Genomic DNA, 17,988 nt, shown 5'->3' with positions numbered 1-17,988 from the left:
TGTTTTTTGTGAGTAACCATGGCAAAACAAATTTTCGAACAAAATGTCTGTCAAACCACCTGCCCATATTGCGGTGTAGGATGTGGTGTAGATATCACGACAATCAACGGTGTTATCACTGACTTAAATGGTAGTAAAAGCCATCCAGCAAACCTAGGGAAATTGTGTGTCAAGGGCGCCAATCTGCTGGAGACTATTTCCCATGATGGTCGTTTGTTAACCCCACAAATCAATTCCCAACCTGTGAGCTGGGGATCGGCAACAAGTTTTGTTGCCGATAAATTTAATCAACTGATTGAAAAATACGGTCCCAACTCGGTTGCTCTTTATGTCTCTGGTCAAATTCTCACCGAGGACTATTACGTCGCCAATAAGCTTATCAAGGGCTATATTGGTAGCGCCAACATAGATACAAACTCTCGACTTTGTATGTCGTCAGCAGTAGCAGCGTATAAACGCTCTTTGGGCAGTGACACGGTGCCATGTACCTATGAAGATATAGAGATTACTGACTTGTTAGTGTTAATTGGCTCCAATGCTGCCTGGACCCATCCTGTACTGTTTCAACGTATGCAAGCAGCAAAAGACGCAAACCCCAACCTGAGAATCGTTGTTATCGATCCACGTAAAACGGCAACAGCAGAGTTTGCAGACTTATTCATCCCTTTAAAAGCGGGCAGTGATGTGAGTTTGTTTAACGGTTTATTGCATTATCTCATTACAGAGCAGGCGCTCGACAATGAATACATCGAGCGCCATTGTCAAGGATTTGATTTAACTCAGTCTAGCGTTGAACAATACGATTTATGCACCGTTTCTCAAACCTGTGGTGTGGCGGCTAAGCACATTAAAACTTTTTATAAATGGTTCGCCCAATCGCCAAGCACCATCAGTTTCTATTCCCAAGGAGTGAATCAGTCGCTCCAAGGGGTAGACAAATGCAATGCCATCATCAATTGTCACCTGGCAACAGGTAAAATTGGCAAGGCAGGAAGTGGCCCCTTCTCAATTACTGGCCAACCAAATGCAATGGGTGGGCGCGAAGTGGGTGGTCTGGCTAACATGCTGGCAGCTCATATGAACATCGAAGACATCACTCACCGAGAAACGGTACAAACCTTTTGGGACTCGCCAACGCTATGCCAAGAGCAAGGTTTAAAAGCCGTAGATATGTTTAACGCCATCAAAGACGGTAAAATAAAGGCTGTTTGGATCATGGCAACCAATCCACTCGTGAGCCTGCCTAACCGAAATGCCGTCATTGAGGCATTAGAGAATTGTGAATTGGTTGTGGTTTCTGACTGCGTGGATAAAAATGACACGCTCGCCTATGCCGACGTCGCTTTCCCTGCAACAACATGGGCAGAAAAAAACGGCATGGTGACCAATTCCGAGCGCCGTATTTCGCGTCAGCGCGGCATCATCAGTGCACCAGGTGAAGCGCGGCACGACTGGCAAATAATATGTGACGTCGCCAAGAAAATGGGATTTGAAACCGCGTTTAATTACGAACATCCCGTTGAAATTTTCCGTGAACACGCTGCTTTGTCAGGGTTTAATAATGGCTCAAATGGTCACCCTGCCCGAGACTTCGACATCTCGGGGTTACAAACCCTTACTCAAGAACAGTACGACAACTTCACGCCAACCAGCTGGCCAGTTAACGACACTTATCCAAATGGTTGTGCTCGCATGTTTAATGATGGTTTGTATTTCACGCCTTCGGGAAAAGCCACGTTTATTGCGGTGGAACAAAGCGCCAATAAAGGTAAGCCAGGTGAAGCATATCCGTTACTTTTAAACAGTGGCCGTTACCGCGATCAATGGCATTCGATGACGCGTACAGGTCGCAGTTTCTCTCTAGCAAAGCACACCAAAGAGCCATTTTTGTCCATTCATCCCACCGATGCCAAGCTAACAAGCATCGAAGAGGGTCAACTTGTTGGTGTTACCAGCGAGTTTGGCCACGTATTATTGCCATGTGTATTTGACAAAGGCCTGCGTCGAAAAACCTTATTTGCGCCAATCCATTGGACCCAGCAGACGGCTTCTAATGCCAATATATCTAATTGCTTCAGTCAACGCGTTGACCCCATTTCTGGGCAGCCCGACAGCAAATACGTGGCCGTAAAAATCCATGCGGCGGCGGTCGCGGCCCACATACATTTATTTACTCGACAAGACATAGACATGGGGACAGATTATTGGGTCAAAGCCAAGACCAACTTTGGATATGAGTTTATTGCTGCGACGGGCGACACCTCATATGATCCACTTCAATGGTGTCGCTCCCGATTCGATGTAGACGGCGACTGGGCTTATTATGAAAGTAGCGCCGAAGGCACGCAGAGCATTGTATGTTTATTAGCGGATCAGCTTCAATTTGTCGCATTCTTTCAAACTGACAAAGCACTAGTCAACGCGCAATGGATTGACGATCTATTCAATGCGGACACAGTCTCCGCTAGTGATGTAAGCCAACTATTATCCCGATCCACGGGTACAGAATACCTAAATGGAAAGATTATTTGCTCATGTTTTCGCATTGGTGAAAACCAAATTCTACAAGCGATGAAAGAAGGCGCCGACTCCATCCAAACGCTTGGTAACGCACTAAAATGTGGCACTAACTGCGGTTCATGCAAAGGTGAGCTGCAGGTATTACTCAACAGTCAGTCCATTGATAATGAACGCTTCCTTGAAGATACCGTCATTTTGTATACGGAGACCCCATATGTTTAATCTTTCGCTGTCCTCACATTCATTAGGAAAATATTTTCATAATAACTGGTTCAGATCAACCGCTGTTCGCCTAGAAAAAATCATGCGTAGGCAGGTTGCTAAGCAGATAAAAACAGACCCAATAAAACACGAACGCGGTGAGGTTTATCTTGTGGGCGCAGGCTGTGGGGATGCCGAACTTCTGACCCTCAAGGCCCACCGCCTGCTTCAAGAAACCGACGTTGTATTGTACGACTACTTGGTGAGCCCTGATATAGTAACCATGATCCCAGCACACGTAGAAAAAGTCTTTGTGGGCAAAAAATGTGGCAGTCACAGTATGACTCAGGCTCAAATTTGTCAATTGATGTCCCACTTTGCATTAGCGGGTAAAAATCTAGTTCGCCTCAAAGGGGGCGATCCTTCCATATTTGGCCGCGCCGCCGAAGAAGTCGCTCACTTGACTAAACATAGTATTAATTTTGCTATCGTTCCGGGTGTCACCGCAGCATCAGGTTGTGCAGCCTGGTCTGGCTTACCGTTAACTCATCGAGATTGCGCCCATTCGGTACGTTTTGTTACAGCGCATTTTAAGAATGAGAATATCGAATATGAATGGCAAAACTACGCAGATTCTAATGACACATTAGTGTTTTATATGGGCATGAATAAAATTACAGATATCGCTGAAAACCTCATTGAGTTTGGCAAAGCCGCCAGCACTCCAATTGCAATAATCGATCAAGGCACCACTGCTCAACACAGGATCCTTATTTCCGACTTGACTCAGATTTGCGAAGATCTCAAATCCACGGATTTGGTTGGACCAGCCCTTATCATGGTTGGTGAAGTAATCAATCAACGAAGTGAGGTTAAATCGGAAATGCTTCACCCTCACTACAAAGTCGCACAGAGGTGTTTATGAATGAGTTTAGCCAATACGTAAAAATTATTGGAAAAGGAAAACGCGCAGGAAACTATCTCAGCCAAGCACAGGCATATAGCGCTTATAAATTATTACTAGGCGGCAAAGCCCAACCAGAACAAGTCGGTGCATTTTTAATGCTGCTGCGAGTACGTGAAGAAAGCAGCGAAGAACTTGCTGGCTTTGTGCTCGCTTGTCGCGAACATACCTTAGCAGGATTTTCTCAATTAGACGTCGATCTAGACATAGGCTGTTATGCTGGTAAACGCCGTCATTTGCCTTGGTTTATATTATCAATCATTGCATTGGCGCAAACGGGAAAGCGTATATTTATCCATGGCAGCCAAGAGCCTGACTCACAGCGGCTTTATGTTCCACAAGCTTTCAAAGAACTCAATATTCCCATCGCACATTCTCTCATCGATGCTAAAACACACCTCGCGCAATTTGGTTTCGCATATACCGATTTAAAAAATTGTAACCCTAAATTAGATGACTTACTGCAAATGCGCGCTCTTTTTGCCCTAAGAAGTTCGGCTAATACACTGGCAAGAATACTCAACCCAAGTGCTGCCCCCCATAGCTTCCATGGAGTTTTCCATCGTGAGTTCGACGCCCGTCATATTGAAATAGCGCAACTCATTGGCGATAAGAACGTATCCTGTCTTCGCGGTGAAGGAGGGGAAGTCGAGATAAACCCAGAACGCCCAGTGACCCAACACTTACTCAAAAATGGTCAAGCGCTGCGCCTCGATTTTCCCGCCCTATTAGATAAAAAACAGATAAAACCCAGAGAGCTCAACTGTGCCCAGCTAGAGCAGTTATGGTTAGGGGAGTTAGACTTTGAATACGCAACGCAAGCCGTAATCGGTACTATCGCTAGCATTTTGACCCTGTTAGAGCCGATAACGTCAGAGCAAGCCCTGAGCTGCGCAACCGAAATATGGCATAGCCGTACTTCCAAACCTTTTGCTCAGTTGTTTGCATAGATTTATCTTGAACTCAGGTCGGCAACGTTGACGAGGTTATCGTGTCAATTACATCTTACAAATCCGGATTAATATCGTTTGAACAAGCCAAAATAAAATTATACCAATTGCATTAAATATTTGCCCACTTGTACTTGTTAAAATTAACTAAAATGGCGTTGCTCTCAATCCTAATAGCCAGCTATTAGTCAATCGAGCGCCTTGTTTTAGCTGATTTTCTCTACGCACAACAAGATCACTTACTTAATGCAATTGGTATTATTTGAAGCCGCAAAACGCTTCGTTGCAAAACCTCCTCGTCACGTTGAAACCGTCAATTGTTGGCAGATGGACAATCGCGTTATCGGTAAAGAAGTCACCCCCCCGCCAACGTAACTGGGTATCACAATTAAGCGATAACGGTGTTATGCCAATGCCAGAACAGCACTTGGCTCAAGCAAAGCACATTATATATTGAGCAATGAGCAGTATCGCTAGCACGCCTGAGAGCATTTTCCAAAAGGCGAGTGGATTTCGCTCTAACAAAGGCGCCGATTGCAACTTGCTTAACATGCTGCGATTTGGAATTTTTAAGTCTTGAACAAATTCCGACATAGCTTGATATCGATTAAAAATGTTTGGTTCCGTCGCCTTTTTCAAGGCTAAGTCCATCCAAACTGGAATCGTTTTGTCTACTGTATTTGCTCGAATATAGCGCCAATGACTAGCACTTTTTATATGTTGTTTTTGCAGTAAATCAGGCTTGTATGGCAAACGACCTGTCAACATTTCATAGACGATGACACCCACTGAAAAGATGTCACTACGATGCACACCTTTGTGACCCATCAAATATTCTGGCGCTATATAGCCCACCGCCCCTGCGAGTTGTTCTCCTTCAATTGGCGATATAATTTCTTCTAAACCAGCAACTTGAACCGTTGCAAAGTCAATAAGTTTCACTTTATTACTGTCAGTGATCATGATATTTTCAGGCTTTAAATCACGATGCACCATTGACAGGCGCTGCATTACCCTAACGGCCGCAACAATCTCCGTTGACACAAGACGCACTTGTGTGAAGGAAGGACTGGGGTTGTCGTACATCCATTGCCGTAAAGTTCGGCCACGCACGTACTCACAAACGTGGTACAAGAACGGACTGTGCTCTTGGAATTCGCTGCGGGGGAAGATACGCATAATACGCTGACTATTTATGCGACTGCCGATCCATTGCTCGCGAGCAAAGCCCTCTAAATACGGTAAGTCATCACTAAAGTTTTCAGACGGCATTTTCAACACAAACTCACATTGACTAACAGCGTGTTTTGCGACATAAACGTGACTTCGCGTGCCAACATGCACAACCTTTTCAATCTTGAAGTCGTCGATCTTCGCACCGGGACGCAAGATAGGCGGTACCTTAAACGCAGTCAATTCACGAGAAACCTCGTTGAGATCTCGTCTAGGTAAACTCTCAATTTCGGCGATAAAGGCGGTAAGATTGTCCGTACTTCCGGCCGCCAAGGCTTGTGCGCAAAGTTCTTTTGCCAATGCTTCCAGCCCTTCTTTTTCACGAGACAAAACATCCGTTAATTGTGTTGCCGTTAAGAACTCATGAATACCGTCTGTGCTGAACAAAAACCTGTCACCAACGTTGAGTTCAAAATGATGAAAGTCGACTTGAAGATGATTATCCATTCCCAGCGCTCTAATTAAGAAACTGCTGTCTTTGGAAGTGAACTGACAGTGATCTTTAGTTAGCTGTCTCAACTTACCATTTCTGAACAAGTAAATTCGACTATCACCGACGTGAAATAAATACGCTGTATTGGATTTAAAGACGGCACCGCTAAAAGTCGTCACCATCCGGTTTTGCTTATAGCTGGCCTGTTTACCATGATGATATAACCATGAGTTTAAAGAAGATAAAACGCGAGCGGCGCAATCTTTTACAGCCCATGCATCTGGGGTGGAGTAATAATCATTGAGAAAAGTGGTCACACTTAGTTGGCTGGCTTGTTTCGCGTCGTCGCTGCAGCTAACACCGTCAGCAATACAGACAACATTCCCTTTATGCTCTCGAACTGAAGGGGCAGGTTGCAGCGCCGCAAACGCATCCTGATTTTCAGGCTTGGCGCCTGCTTCGGAAATTCCACCAAATTTGAGACTCAGAATGCTGTGTGTCTTTTTTGTCTCGATAGCCGTTGTCGTATCTGTCACAACCCCTCTCCTAAAAATGGGCGAACTATCCCCCTAATTATTGTAAACAATTGAATTTGTGTTGAATATACCCAAGCTACTTCAAGATGCAGGTTTCAGAGATTGGGTATAGAAGATGAGCGCACCTCGCTAAGTGCCTTCTTCCATGAAGGCAATGCAGTCGATGCACTATACAACAAACATCTTATTTCTTACGTAATTAGGGTCTGTTGATCTTTTGAGTTCATTTTTGCAGCAATTTGTTTGGGGTTTCTACAAGGCAGAGCCTATGTGGTGTAGCTGGCTCGATAATAGCTCCTGCATTATCCTAATGAGCTACATCCCTGTAGCAATACACGAATAGGCGATAACGCCGTAGAAATAACAAACAAATGCTGTCCGTAGGATTCACCTAAAAGTATTTTGTGCGGCGTTATTCGTCATTCACTGGGGTAAACCCAGCATCAATCCTCATGCCTCGCCCACAGGGATGTGGGTGCTTATGCTCAGTCTGGAACAATGAACATGTGCCCAAAACCCTTTTAGATTGAACAAAATTTGAACCACAAAGATCAACAGACCCTAGTTACTCACTGAAATCAATTCAACGGTTCCATCCTCTTGCACTTCAGCAATATGACCTTCCGGTTCTTCCATTAACAAAAGAGCGCCTAAGCCTAGCACCGCAGTACCCGAGATCACGAAGAAGAACGTTGAATAATCAACCATTGAAAGTATCGTTAAGTACACCACGGCCCCTACATTGCCATAAGCACCTGTCATGCCGGCAATTTGACCAGTCATACGACGCTTAATTAACGGCACGGCAGCAAAAACCGCCCCTTCACCAGCTTGTACAAAAAAAGAACAAGCCATCGCTGTAACAGCAGCCAACCACACAGGCCATGAACTTTCAATGAGTCCCATTGCAAAGTATCCGACAGCGAGGCCCGTAGTCAAAATAAGGAGTACTGGCTTACGGCCAAACCTGTCTGACAACCAACCACCACCTGGACGAGACATCAAGTTCATAAAGGCATATGACGCGGCTACCATACCAGCTGCGACAGGCGATAACTCAAAGGTTTCAAGAAAGAATAATGCAAGCATTGAAATCACGGCTAATTCAGAACCGAACGTCGCGAAATACAACACGTTTAATACCGCTACTTGTTTAAATTTGTAACGATGGATCTCGGGGACTTCTTCAACAAATATATTTTTGTTCACTTTATAAACGTTGTTGCAATCATAGACGTAAATGAGTACTAAACCGCCATAAATCGACAAGGCCGCGCCTTCAGTTAATAAGCTAATCTCACCAGAAGAGAGTTTCCACACCAACAGAGCCAAGGCTGCATACATTGGGATCTTCATAATGAGTAATAAGAAAAAATCAGCCTTGGAAGTCACTTCCATCGCGCTGAGGCTTTTAGGGCGATAATAAGTCGCTCCTTTTGGCGTATCAGATACATTTTTAAAGAAAACAACAGCGTAGAACAGCGATAAAACACCAGTAACCCCCATGGCGTAACGCCAGCCGTCTTCACCTCCAAATAGCAGTGCTAGACCGGGTAGTGATATTTTTGCGGCGGCAGAGCCGAAGTTGCCCCAGCCTCCGTAAATTCCTTCAGCAGTTCCTAACTCATTGTGTGGGAACCATTCCGAAACCAAGCGGATACCAACAACGAAACCAGCGCCAACTAACCCTAAAGCAAAACGGGCAATCGCAGCTTGAGTAAAGGTGTCGGCCAATGCGAATGCGAAACAAGGAATAGCACACACAGCTAGGAGAGCCGAATACACAATACGAGGGCCGTATTTGTCAGTCAACATACCAACAATGACACGTGCTGGAATGGTAAACGCTACGTTTAAGATAAGTAGTGTTTTGATTTCTTGTGAGCTCAGCCCCAATGATTCTTTCACCGCAACCAACAAAGGTGCGAAGTTAAACCACACTACAAAAGTGATAAAAAAGGCAACCCAACTAAGGTGCAGAGTCTTCATTTTACCCTCGAATGAGAGCAAATTAAATTTGTCCACTTCAGTTTCTTTCGTCATAGTACGTTCCTAGATTTTTTTGCGCCCAAAAAAAACCACCAGCAAGACCCAACAATCTTTGTTGAGCATTACCGGTGGCCTCTTCGCCTGTTGCCTACACCACGTGGTGAGGCAACAAATTTTTGTTGTGTTAACATGAACCAAGCACTTATAGTGCCAAAGAAAAAAAACCATTTCGTTACATACACTTAATACGATGTATCAGTTCTTTTCCTAATAATACTCCTACCCCTTGCACAAAAGTGAAACACCCCATGCACAAGTTAGGCGCACAGAAGCAAGAGCAATGGGCGGTAAGTGTATCTAAGCGAAATGAGATTGTTTTTTATAGCCAAGCGACATCAAGATGGCGCTTTCAGAAGGTGGGTAGCAAGCTAAATCAGCATTATGATTAAGAATTATATATTGAATGGTGCCTAATACAGGCACCCAATACTGACTCTAACGCTTGTATCTTTAAATAGCACCGTTGTTTAACTGAAGTTGCACTACGCCCGCCTGTTCGCGAACGCTGTAGACCTTCAGCGAAACTGCTTCATCTTCCAGGCAAAGACCAGACCCTAATTTGAATTGCTGCTTGTAAAGTGGTGAAGCAACCACGATTTCACCGGCAACATCGCCAACGAGACCGCGTGATAACACGTTTGCGTCTCCAAATGGGCAGTAATTTTGTACGGCGAATAGTTTTTGCTCGCTTCCCACTTTAAATATGGCAACTTGCTCACCATTGTGAAGTGCGCACACACCCGTGTTCGTGTTGATGTCTGCCAATTTACAGATAGATTGCCATTGTTGTTCTGCCATTTTATATCTCCTAACTTAGTTCTATACTTGGGATCCGTTCGCCTTTTTCTTCTTCAGCGTGGCTACTGGATGCAATACGAGCTTTGTTTTGACCGCGATCGGCTTCATAGGCCAAAGCATCATCCGTTACATCAGAGTTTATAAAGTGAGCAAAACGCTTCAAGCGTTCTGGACTTTCAATCGTTTTCTTCCACTCACATTCGTAGGTGCCAATAACACGCGCCATATCGGCTTCTAGCTCTTCACTAATCGCGAGCTTATCGTCAATAACAATTGATTTGAGATAATCTAAACCGCCTTCTAAGTTATCCATCCAAACCGATGTACGAGTTAAACGATCCGCTGTGCGGCAGTAGAACATTAAGATTCGATCGATATATGCAATTAACGTTGCATCATCTAAGTCAGTCGCAAATAGATCTGCGTGACGAGGTTTCATTCCGCCATTTCCACAAACATAAAGGTTCCAGCCTTTATCTGTCGCGATAACCCCAATGTCTTTACCCTGCGCTTCTGCACACTCACGAGTACAACCGGAAACTGCCATTTTTAACTTGTGCGGTGAGCGCAAACCTTTGTAACGCATCTCAAGATTGACCGCCATTGAAACAGAATCTAACATGCCGTAACGGCACCATGTACTACCTACACAAGACTTAACAGTGCGTAGGGATTTTCCGTAGGCGTGACCCGTTTCAAACCCGGCCTCGACTAATTCGCTCCAAATAAGTGGCAGTTCGTGCAGTTGTGCGCCAAAAAAGTCGATTCGTTGACCACCTGTAATCTTAGTATAAAGGTCATATTTTTTGCCAATGTTGCCTAACTTAATCAAATCAGTTGGTGTTACTTCACCGGCCGCCATACGCGGTACCACTGAGTAAGTACCGTCTTTTTGCATATTTGCTAAGAAAATGTCGTTGGTATCTTGTAGTTGGATATGTTCGTTCGATAAAACGAATTCATTCCAGTGTGTTGCCAACATAGAGCCAATGGCTGGCTTACACGTCATACAACCGGTGCCTTGACCGTACTCGGCAATAAGTTGGTCAAAGGTTTTGATCTGCTTTGTACGAATGATGTCAAATAGCTCTTGGCGAGATAAATCGAAGTGTTCGCATAAATAATCGTTCACTTCCACCCCCATATGTTCAAGTTCCGCGTTTAGAACTTGACCTATCATGGAGATACAACCACCACACCCCGTACCCGCTTTCGTACAAGACTTGAGATCAGAAACATCGGTACAACCACCGTGAACTGCTTCGATGATATCGCCTTTGCTAACATCGTGACATGAACAAACTTGAGCTGAATTGGGTAATGCGTTTACGCCTAATGCTGTACCTGCGCCCTCGACAGCAGGAAGGATCAGAGACTCTGGTTTTTCTGGCAGTTCCACCTGCTCTAACATCATAGGAAGAAGTGTGCCGTAGACATCAGTGTCTCCAACAAGTACGGCACCCAATAGAAACTTCTTATCCTCAGATACTATTAAGCGCTTGTAGACCCCCTCTGCTTGATTGCTGTATGTGTAAGTCAGCGCGCCTTCAGTACTCGCATGCGCATCACCGATACTGGCAACATCAACACCCATTAATTTCAGCTTGGTGCTCATATCGGCCCCCTTGAACTGGACGTTGCCACCAGTTAGGTGTGATACAGCAGCTTTAGCCATAGAGTACCCAGGGGCAACGAGACCGAAAATACGACCCTGCCACAACGCACATTCACCCACTGCGTAAATGTCTTTGTCTGACGTTAAGCAGTTATCGTCAATCGCGATACCGCCACGTTCACCGATTTCAATATCGAACTGACGAGCCAATTCGTCTTGAGGACGGATCCCCGCAGAGAAAACGATCATGTCGGTTTCAAGGTGTGAACCATCAGTAAAATTCATTCGGTAACGGCACTGCTCACCCGCAATAATTTCTGCCGTGTTCTTGCCGGTGTGTACTTCCACACCTAAGCCTTCTATTTTAGAGCGAAGCAACTCTCCGCCACCCTCGTCGAGTTGAACGGCCATTAGACGTGGTGCGAATTCAACAACGTGCGCATGTAGATTTAAATTGTGAAGTGCTTTGGCACATTCCAAACCTAACAAACCGCCACCAACAACAACCCCGACCTTACTTTTTTTAGCAGAGGTAGTTATCGCCTCTAAATCTTCAATCGTACGGTAAACTAAGCAGTGCTCTCGATCATTACCTGGAATGGGCGGTACAAATGGGAAAGAGCCCGTCGCTAGAATAAGTTTGTCGTAAGACTCTACGCGGCCAGATCCTGTAGTGATTTTTTTGTCTTTGCGGTTAATATCCACCACTTTGGCGTTAGTGATGTATTGAACACCATGGTCGTCGTAATAGTCTGGCGATGTCATCATGAGATCTTCCACTGTACTGCCAGAGAAATATGCTGACAATTGCACACGATCATAAGCTAAACGTGGCTCTTGTGAAAAAGTCGTGATTTGATAATGTTGATAATCTGGGTGTTCAATTAAGAACTCAATGTACTTGTGACCGACCATGCCGTTACCGACAACAATTAATCTTTGTTTTGTTTCTAGACTCATAGGAGTAACCTCTAATCAATAAATCTTGTTAAAAGCTAGACCTGAGCAGCAGTTTCGACGTTGAACCTGCAAGTCTTACACCCGTAATCAATGAAAATGCAGGCTTTATCGGCACGACAAAGTCCAGCATATCCGACGATTACGGATATAACGACCACCATCATTGGTGACAGAGCATGTTGCTCTGGCTTCTGGCGAAGCTCATACCTGTTTACGGAGTTATGTACAGATGCGAAAAATATATTTGCATACCACATAGCAATTTGAATACCAATATCGATACTTGGCCAATAAAGTAAACAAAAGCCTCATTGCTTGTCGCATTCAGAGGATTTTTCGAGAGAGAATTTAGTCTATAGGGAAACAACGGCATCTGAATATGCACTAAGTCTGTGCAATTAAAGTCCTTCGACGCACAAATAAGCTGCAGCAATCAAACCTCACGGATTGTGTCGCCCTCCTAGATGGCAGATTATACCAATTGCATTAAGTAAGTGATCTTGTTGTGCGTAGAGAAAATCAGCTAAAACAAGGCGCTCGATTGACTAATAGCTGGCTATTAGGATTGAGAGCAACGCCATTTTAGTTAATTTTAACAAGTACAAGTGGGCAAATATTTAATGCAATTGGTATAACTAAAACAAACTGGGAAGGAACGGGTGTTATTCCTGATATCAAAAATACAGCAGACCAATCATTAAATAAAGCCAAGGAATTAGCCAAAATAAAAGCGACCATTTATCGAGAAACGCCATTTAAAGAACTCGAACAAATACTTAATCGAGATTCACTGTCGCTCAAAGACAACGACAAAGTGTATGAGCTTCTAGAATTAATTTTGAGTAGACGTCATTTAGAAGGTTTCATGGTACATAACATCGCACTTGAATATAAAGAACTGAAAAATTTTGCAGCGGCACGTGCGGTATTTAAAGCCAATGTAACGTTGTTTCCCGATAATCCACAAGCCCATCATAGTTACGCAAAAGCACTCGCAGAAAATAAACAATCACAACGAGCGATAGCTCAATATCAACTCGCTGCTCAGTTAGCCAAACAACAATCGAGTCAATTACTTACTCAATATCGTGCAGATTTTGCAGACTATAAAACAAGGCCCAAGCCATAATTTACGATTCGATATATAAACTAATGGACCTGTATTTCAAGTCCATGAGCCACATAAAAAGCTTTTCATAAACCTTTACGCTTAAGCAAGATAGTAAACAATAATAAGAGATCTTAATATTGCTTAATAAGCCCAAACGCTATCAGGTTCACCGTATATTGCGCGATGTTTTATTTTCTTGGCCATAAACAAGAATAATGCTGAAAAAATAAGTGCCATGATATCTATAACCCAAGCTTGCCAAGCGGGTGCTAGCCATAACATATCATTTGGAAAAAAACATCCAATGATTGATGTTAAAGGCATTAGCAGCAGACCTAAAGCTATAACTTTAGTTAAGAAGATAGCCCCAAAGCTCGCACCTCGCCAAAACGTATAAATGACAAAGCTAACAAATAAGGCATAATAACTAGCAATATAATATTGATTCACGTTATCTAATATATTGGTTGCCCACTTTCCCAACAGCATCGTTATTACGAGAGCGGCTATTGACCCTAAACAGATCCCCACTGTTGCTGCGGCCATCTGTTTTGCCACGTTTGTTTGTTTGATGTCCGCTAGCGGTTTCGGCTGACGCTTATTCTGCTTTATTCGGCGGCGCTCTATCCACAACAAATTGCCACTGTAAAACAATATTGCCCCTAGTAATCCAAGTGCAAAATAGATCCAGCGAACAGTATTGCCACCGTAGCTCCCAAAATGCATTGCAAAAAAAGTGGCCACAGATTCAGCCCATACAAGATCGCTCTCAGTAGCTACAGTGCTAAAAACAATATCACCAGAATAGGGGTTTAAATAAAGTATGTCTGCAAATGGGCCTCGCATAACCTCATTATCAATCTGGAGATCTAGGCGTACGCTAGCTCTAGGTGTACTTAAATTATCGAAATACATTGCAGTAACTTTCGCCTGTGGTGCCAAATTATTAGCAACTGCCCTCAAACTTTCAACGTTGAGCAAATCATCATTTCCATACTCTCGCTTATCGCTTACCCCGATTTCAAATAAGGGTTTATCACCATAAATCACTTGTTGCATAGAGCCATACACCTCATCATGAAAAGCAAAAACCACAACAGTCCAGCTAATCATCAAATGAAACGGTAAGCTGCTTAAACCGATAATATTATGACTATCGAGCCAGAAGCGACTGGCACCTTTATTATCACGCAGTGCAAGAAAAGACTTTACGAGCGTTGGCAATAGAAAAATCACCCCAGAGACCAAGGCCAAAAAATATAGCAATGCCGCAGCTCCCATGATTAACACGCCTAAATGATCATGTCCTACAGTGCCAGGAATTCCCGCTGTTCGATGCAATAAGTCAATCAATTCAGCGAGTACCGTTGGCTTAACATCTCGCTTAACCAAGGCACCTTGCTCGTCAAAGGTTCCAATATAACGTTGCTGGTTAGTATCAAGCCCACGCTTGACACCTGATTCACTCCAACTAATTGGAGCCATCAAATTATTACCTCGCTCTAAATTCAGCTCAATGGTTTTAATATCAGTAACACTACTCGCTAGTACAGTATTTAATAAGCGTTGTGGCTCTAGAGATACGTCCGTGGTAAATGTTTTTTGTGACGGGGTGGTCCATTGATCAAATGCTGGTTTAAACATGGTTAACGAACCGGCGTAAAAGCCGATAAACAGTACAAACCCTGCAATAATTCCAGTCCAATGATGTAGTGTTTGATAAGTACGAATGATATCTGCGCGAACTTTCATGACGAGCCTATTGTTTTACCAGTATTAAAAGAGAGAAGGCGATGATATTTAATGCCATTAGCCAACTAAAAGCCCGTAGCGCTGTTTTAAATAGATACACCACGCTAAAAATACAAAGCCACAAAAAAACAACTACCCACATGTTAAATTGCACTTTATTAGGTGCATCGATGCCACCAAAACCCTGCCATGCAAAAATACCAACAACAAATAGAGCTAAGGTAAAGCTCAGTACCGCGCCGATTAAAGATTTAGCAAACCACTGTGGCTGGATTTTTTCCACAGATCTCCCTAAATTCATGATTGCTCCTTTTTACCAAGTAAGAAATGCCCGATAAACGGCATAATAGCGAGTAATAGCATGGTCAAAATGATAAATGTCAGCAATACAAACATTGCGCTATAAATTGTAGATGCCAACGCAAAACCACCACAGAAAATCACTAACGAGATGAAACGCCATGGTATAGCGGTCAGACTTTTACTGAGTACATTTTGATTGGGTAACGACAAATACAAGATGATGCTAGCAAGTAGCATCAATGAAAGGTAACTAGAGAGAATCACAACAAATATCCCGTCAACACGGTAAAAATAATGGCGCTTAAGAAAGGCGTTATTCTACTCAAAAAAACATCAATGTAAATGGCAGTGATTACTATTTACATTTACGTATTTCTCGGAATATAATGCCCGCAATTCAAAATATCACGTCTATTACTAGGGATTATTATGACGATATCGTTACCTCGCCTTAACTTATTAACATTAGCAATATTATCAACTTCAGTTTTTAATAGCGGCTTTGCATTAGCAGAAGCTAATGATGCAGAAAGAAAAAATTTAGAAACTATCACTGTGATAGGTGAAAAAACCCAAAGAACGCTAAAGGATACGGCATCCTCTGTGTCTGTAATAACATCTGAAGTGCTGGACAGCGGTCAATATTTATCTATTGCCAATGTGATGTCTGATATTGCAAATGTTGTTACGTTATCGGGTGCACAACCTGATATTCGTGGTGTTTCAGGTAATGGCTCAGCAACTGGTTTTCATTCGTTTGCGGGTGGTTCTAAAGCACGCGTGTCAACCTTGGTTGATGGTGTAGCAGAACCATTCATTGCTGATCTTAGTGGCGATACTGGCTTATGGGATATCGATCAAGTCGAAGTATTTCGAGGACCACAATCCACCAGTAACGGTCGTAATAGCTTTGCCGGTTCAGTAATCATCAAAACAAAAGATCCATTATTTGATTGGCAAGGTAGCGCACGGCTAGGTTATCGAAATCAAGAAAACTATTTAGATACCGCGTTTGCTATCACTGGCCCCGTCGTTGAAGACGAGTTAGCCGTTCGAATCAGTGCACAGTACGTAGATGGTCAAGGCATTAACAAAGGAGACGTGTACGACACCAATCCTGTAGTTCCATTTGATCTTAATGAACTAAAAACATCACGCGTTCGTGCCAAACTGCTATGGAAACCCGCCAACGTTGAGGCACTAAATGTAATGTTTAGTCATTCATTCAACCAAGAAAAAGGCGACTCGGGCCGCAATTACTACTTAGCTGACGAACCGTGGAGTTTCCGACCTTCTTTCCAACGCTATATGGATACCTCCTCTAATACAACATCGGTCAATGTTGATTATCAGCTATCTGACAGCCAGTCAGTTGATATTTTAGTATCTTACATGACTTACGAGTGGGGATTTAATGAATACACGGAAACTGTCGCTAGTCAGTCAGATGTATTAATGAAAGATGACAGCTACACGGTTGATGGCAAGTTCAATATGGGCTTAGATTCTAACCAATTCTCTGCCTTTATTGGTTTAAGTCACTACAAACGTTCGCAAGATTTCAGGAGCATTGGCGCATTTGCTTATAACGGCGATGACAGCAGTAAATCGAGTGCGATATACGGCGAAATAGAATATATGGTCAACGACCAATGGCGTGTTATTGCCGGCGGTCGCTTAGAAAAAGAAGCTCAAACCCGTAACTTCAATGCAAATTTCCGTGGACAGCCTCTTTCTGAACTCCTCGATAACGACAAAACTATCGCACTCCCTAAACTAGTAGTTCAATATGTAGTCACTGACAATACAACCTTGTCAGCTAGTGCTCGTCGTGGTTATAACGCAGGCGGTGGTACCATTTCTTTTGCCAGTAACGAATATTATTATTATGGGCAAGAAACCGTTAACACTTATGAAATTAGTTCAAGAAGTAGCTTGAACGATGGCGATATAAACATTAGTGCCAACCTATTCTTCAACAACTTTAATGACTATCAAGGGTCAGACAGCAGCAGAAAGATCACCAACATCGATGATGCAACGTCACAAGGCTTAGAAGTTGAATTAGACGCGATGTTGACTAAAGACTTGCAATTAACGGCTGGGCTAGGGCTATTATCAACAGAAGTTAAAGCGGCTAACAGTGAATTTGGCGATATCATCGGCAACGAACTAAGCTCTGCGCCGGAATATACTGCTAGTCTCGGCACTAAATACTGGTTAACCGACCAATTTACCATTAGCGCTTCTGCAAATTACGTGGATGAATACTTTGGTGACATGAATAACACTAAAGAGCGTATTGCTGGCGGGTATACCACAGCTCGTTTCAACCTTGATTACCAAGCCGATGATTGGCGCGTTAGTGCATTCATTAATAATGCTTTTGATAAGAAAGCCTTCACAGTAACAGAGCCTCCAGGTCGATTCACACCCGAAGGTTATGTAGCAGTTGTTGAGCCTAGAAGTATAGGTGTAAACGTAACTTACTCTTTCTAATAAAAATCCATTTATTAAAGCATGCTCTTACTAAGAGTGTGCTTTTATACCTAAAACATCTAAT

At 43.4% G+C, this 17,988-nt stretch carries 14 protein-coding genes; 7 read left to right on the top strand and 7 right to left on the bottom strand.

Annotated features, from left to right (window positions below; genetic code table 11):
- Positions 1-18 precede the first annotated feature (18 nt).
- The 4 genes from ACMAZF_RS02195 to ACMAZF_RS02180 all read left to right on the top strand — a co-directional run bounded on the left by ACMAZF_RS02195 (position 19) and on the right by ACMAZF_RS02180 (position 5,010).
- Positions 19-2,742: a nitrate reductase gene (locus tag ACMAZF_RS02195; RefSeq protein WP_435275863.1), complete on the top strand. Its 2,724-nt coding sequence runs from the start codon at positions 19-21 to the stop codon at positions 2,740-2,742.
- Positions 2,735-3,646, top strand: a complete 912-nt coding sequence (gene cobA / locus ACMAZF_RS02190) for a uroporphyrinogen-III C-methyltransferase (RefSeq protein WP_435275862.1) — start codon at positions 2,735-2,737, stop codon at positions 3,644-3,646. The genes ACMAZF_RS02195 and cobA overlap by 8 nt, the downstream gene beginning before the upstream one ends.
- Positions 3,643-4,635 (top strand): glycosyl transferase family protein, encoded by a 993-nt coding sequence (locus tag ACMAZF_RS02185; RefSeq protein ID WP_435275861.1) that lies wholly within the window; start codon positions 3,643-3,645, stop codon positions 4,633-4,635. The genes cobA and ACMAZF_RS02185 overlap by 4 nt, the downstream gene beginning before the upstream one ends.
- Before the next feature lie 246 nt (positions 4,636-4,881).
- Positions 4,882-5,010 carry a hypothetical protein gene (locus ACMAZF_RS02180; protein WP_435275860.1) on the top strand — a complete coding sequence of 43 codons (129 nt, stop codon included), beginning with the start codon at positions 4,882-4,884 and terminating at the stop codon, positions 5,008-5,010.
- A gap of 57 nt (positions 5,011-5,067) precedes the next feature.
- Here the strand turns inward: ACMAZF_RS02180 and ACMAZF_RS02175 are convergent, their stop codons facing one another.
- Positions 5,068-6,837 carry a protein kinase domain-containing protein gene (locus ACMAZF_RS02175; protein WP_435275859.1) on the bottom strand — a complete coding sequence of 590 codons (1,770 nt, stop codon included), beginning with the start codon at positions 6,835-6,837 and terminating at the stop codon, positions 5,068-5,070.
- Between the two features lie 561 nt (positions 6,838-7,398).
- Positions 7,399-8,880: a NarK family nitrate/nitrite MFS transporter gene (locus ACMAZF_RS02170; RefSeq protein WP_435275858.1), complete on the bottom strand. Its 1,482-nt coding sequence runs from the start codon at positions 8,878-8,880 to the stop codon at positions 7,399-7,401.
- A 254-nt stretch (positions 8,881-9,134) separates the two neighbouring features.
- On the opposite strand from ACMAZF_RS02170, the gene ACMAZF_RS02165 reads away from it, so the two are divergent.
- On the top strand, positions 9,135-9,275 hold the full coding sequence (locus tag ACMAZF_RS02165) for a hypothetical protein (RefSeq protein ID WP_435275857.1): 141 nt from the start codon (positions 9,135-9,137) through the stop codon (positions 9,273-9,275).
- A gap of 61 nt (positions 9,276-9,336) precedes the next feature.
- On the opposite strand, the gene nirD is transcribed toward ACMAZF_RS02165, so the two are convergent.
- The gene (gene nirD / locus ACMAZF_RS02160; protein ID WP_435275856.1) at positions 9,337-9,684 is read right to left on the bottom strand and encodes a nitrite reductase small subunit NirD; all 348 of its coding nucleotides are present in this window, start codon (positions 9,682-9,684) and stop codon (positions 9,337-9,339) included.
- 10 nt (positions 9,685-9,694) lie between these two features.
- Positions 9,695-12,259, bottom strand: a complete 2,565-nt coding sequence (gene nirB, locus ACMAZF_RS02155; protein ID WP_435275855.1) for a nitrite reductase large subunit NirB — start codon at positions 12,257-12,259, stop codon at positions 9,695-9,697.
- 838 nt (positions 12,260-13,097) lie between these two features.
- Between nirB and ACMAZF_RS02150 the strand changes: the two genes are divergently transcribed.
- Positions 13,098-13,388, top strand: a complete 291-nt coding sequence (locus tag ACMAZF_RS02150) for a hypothetical protein (RefSeq protein ID WP_435275854.1) — start codon at positions 13,098-13,100, stop codon at positions 13,386-13,388.
- Positions 13,389-13,511: 123 nt separating this feature from the next.
- Here the strand turns inward: ACMAZF_RS02150 and ACMAZF_RS02145 are convergent, their stop codons facing one another.
- Genes ACMAZF_RS02145 through ACMAZF_RS02135 form a run of 3 tightly spaced genes read right to left on the bottom strand, consistent with a single transcriptional unit; the run spans position 13,512 to position 15,689 of the window.
- Complete coding sequence (locus ACMAZF_RS02145; RefSeq protein WP_435275853.1) at positions 13,512-15,122, bottom strand: PepSY-associated TM helix domain-containing protein; 1,611 nt, start codon at positions 15,120-15,122, stop codon at positions 13,512-13,514.
- 7 nt (positions 15,123-15,129) lie between these two features.
- Complete coding sequence (locus tag ACMAZF_RS02140; RefSeq protein ID WP_435275852.1) at positions 15,130-15,423, bottom strand: hypothetical protein; 294 nt, start codon at positions 15,421-15,423, stop codon at positions 15,130-15,132.
- The gene (locus ACMAZF_RS02135; RefSeq protein WP_435275851.1) at positions 15,420-15,689 is read right to left on the bottom strand and encodes a hypothetical protein; all 270 of its coding nucleotides are present in this window, start codon (positions 15,687-15,689) and stop codon (positions 15,420-15,422) included. Before ACMAZF_RS02135 ends, ACMAZF_RS02140 begins: the two co-directional genes overlap by 4 nt.
- Before the next feature lie 165 nt (positions 15,690-15,854).
- Here ACMAZF_RS02135 and ACMAZF_RS02130 point away from each other — a divergent pair, with 165 nt between their 5' ends.
- Positions 15,855-17,924, top strand: coding sequence for a TonB-dependent receptor (locus tag ACMAZF_RS02130; protein WP_435275850.1), 2,070 nt, complete (start codon positions 15,855-15,857; stop codon positions 17,922-17,924).
- Positions 17,925-17,988 lie beyond the last annotated feature (64 nt).

This window comes from Psychrobium sp. nBUS_13 (assembly GCF_051201665.1).
In the GTDB taxonomy this organism is placed as follows: Bacteria; Pseudomonadota; Gammaproteobacteria; order Enterobacterales; family Psychrobiaceae; genus Psychrobium.
The sequence above is the reverse complement of the archived record's forward strand: the minus strand, read 5'-3'. Positions and strand labels throughout refer to the sequence as shown.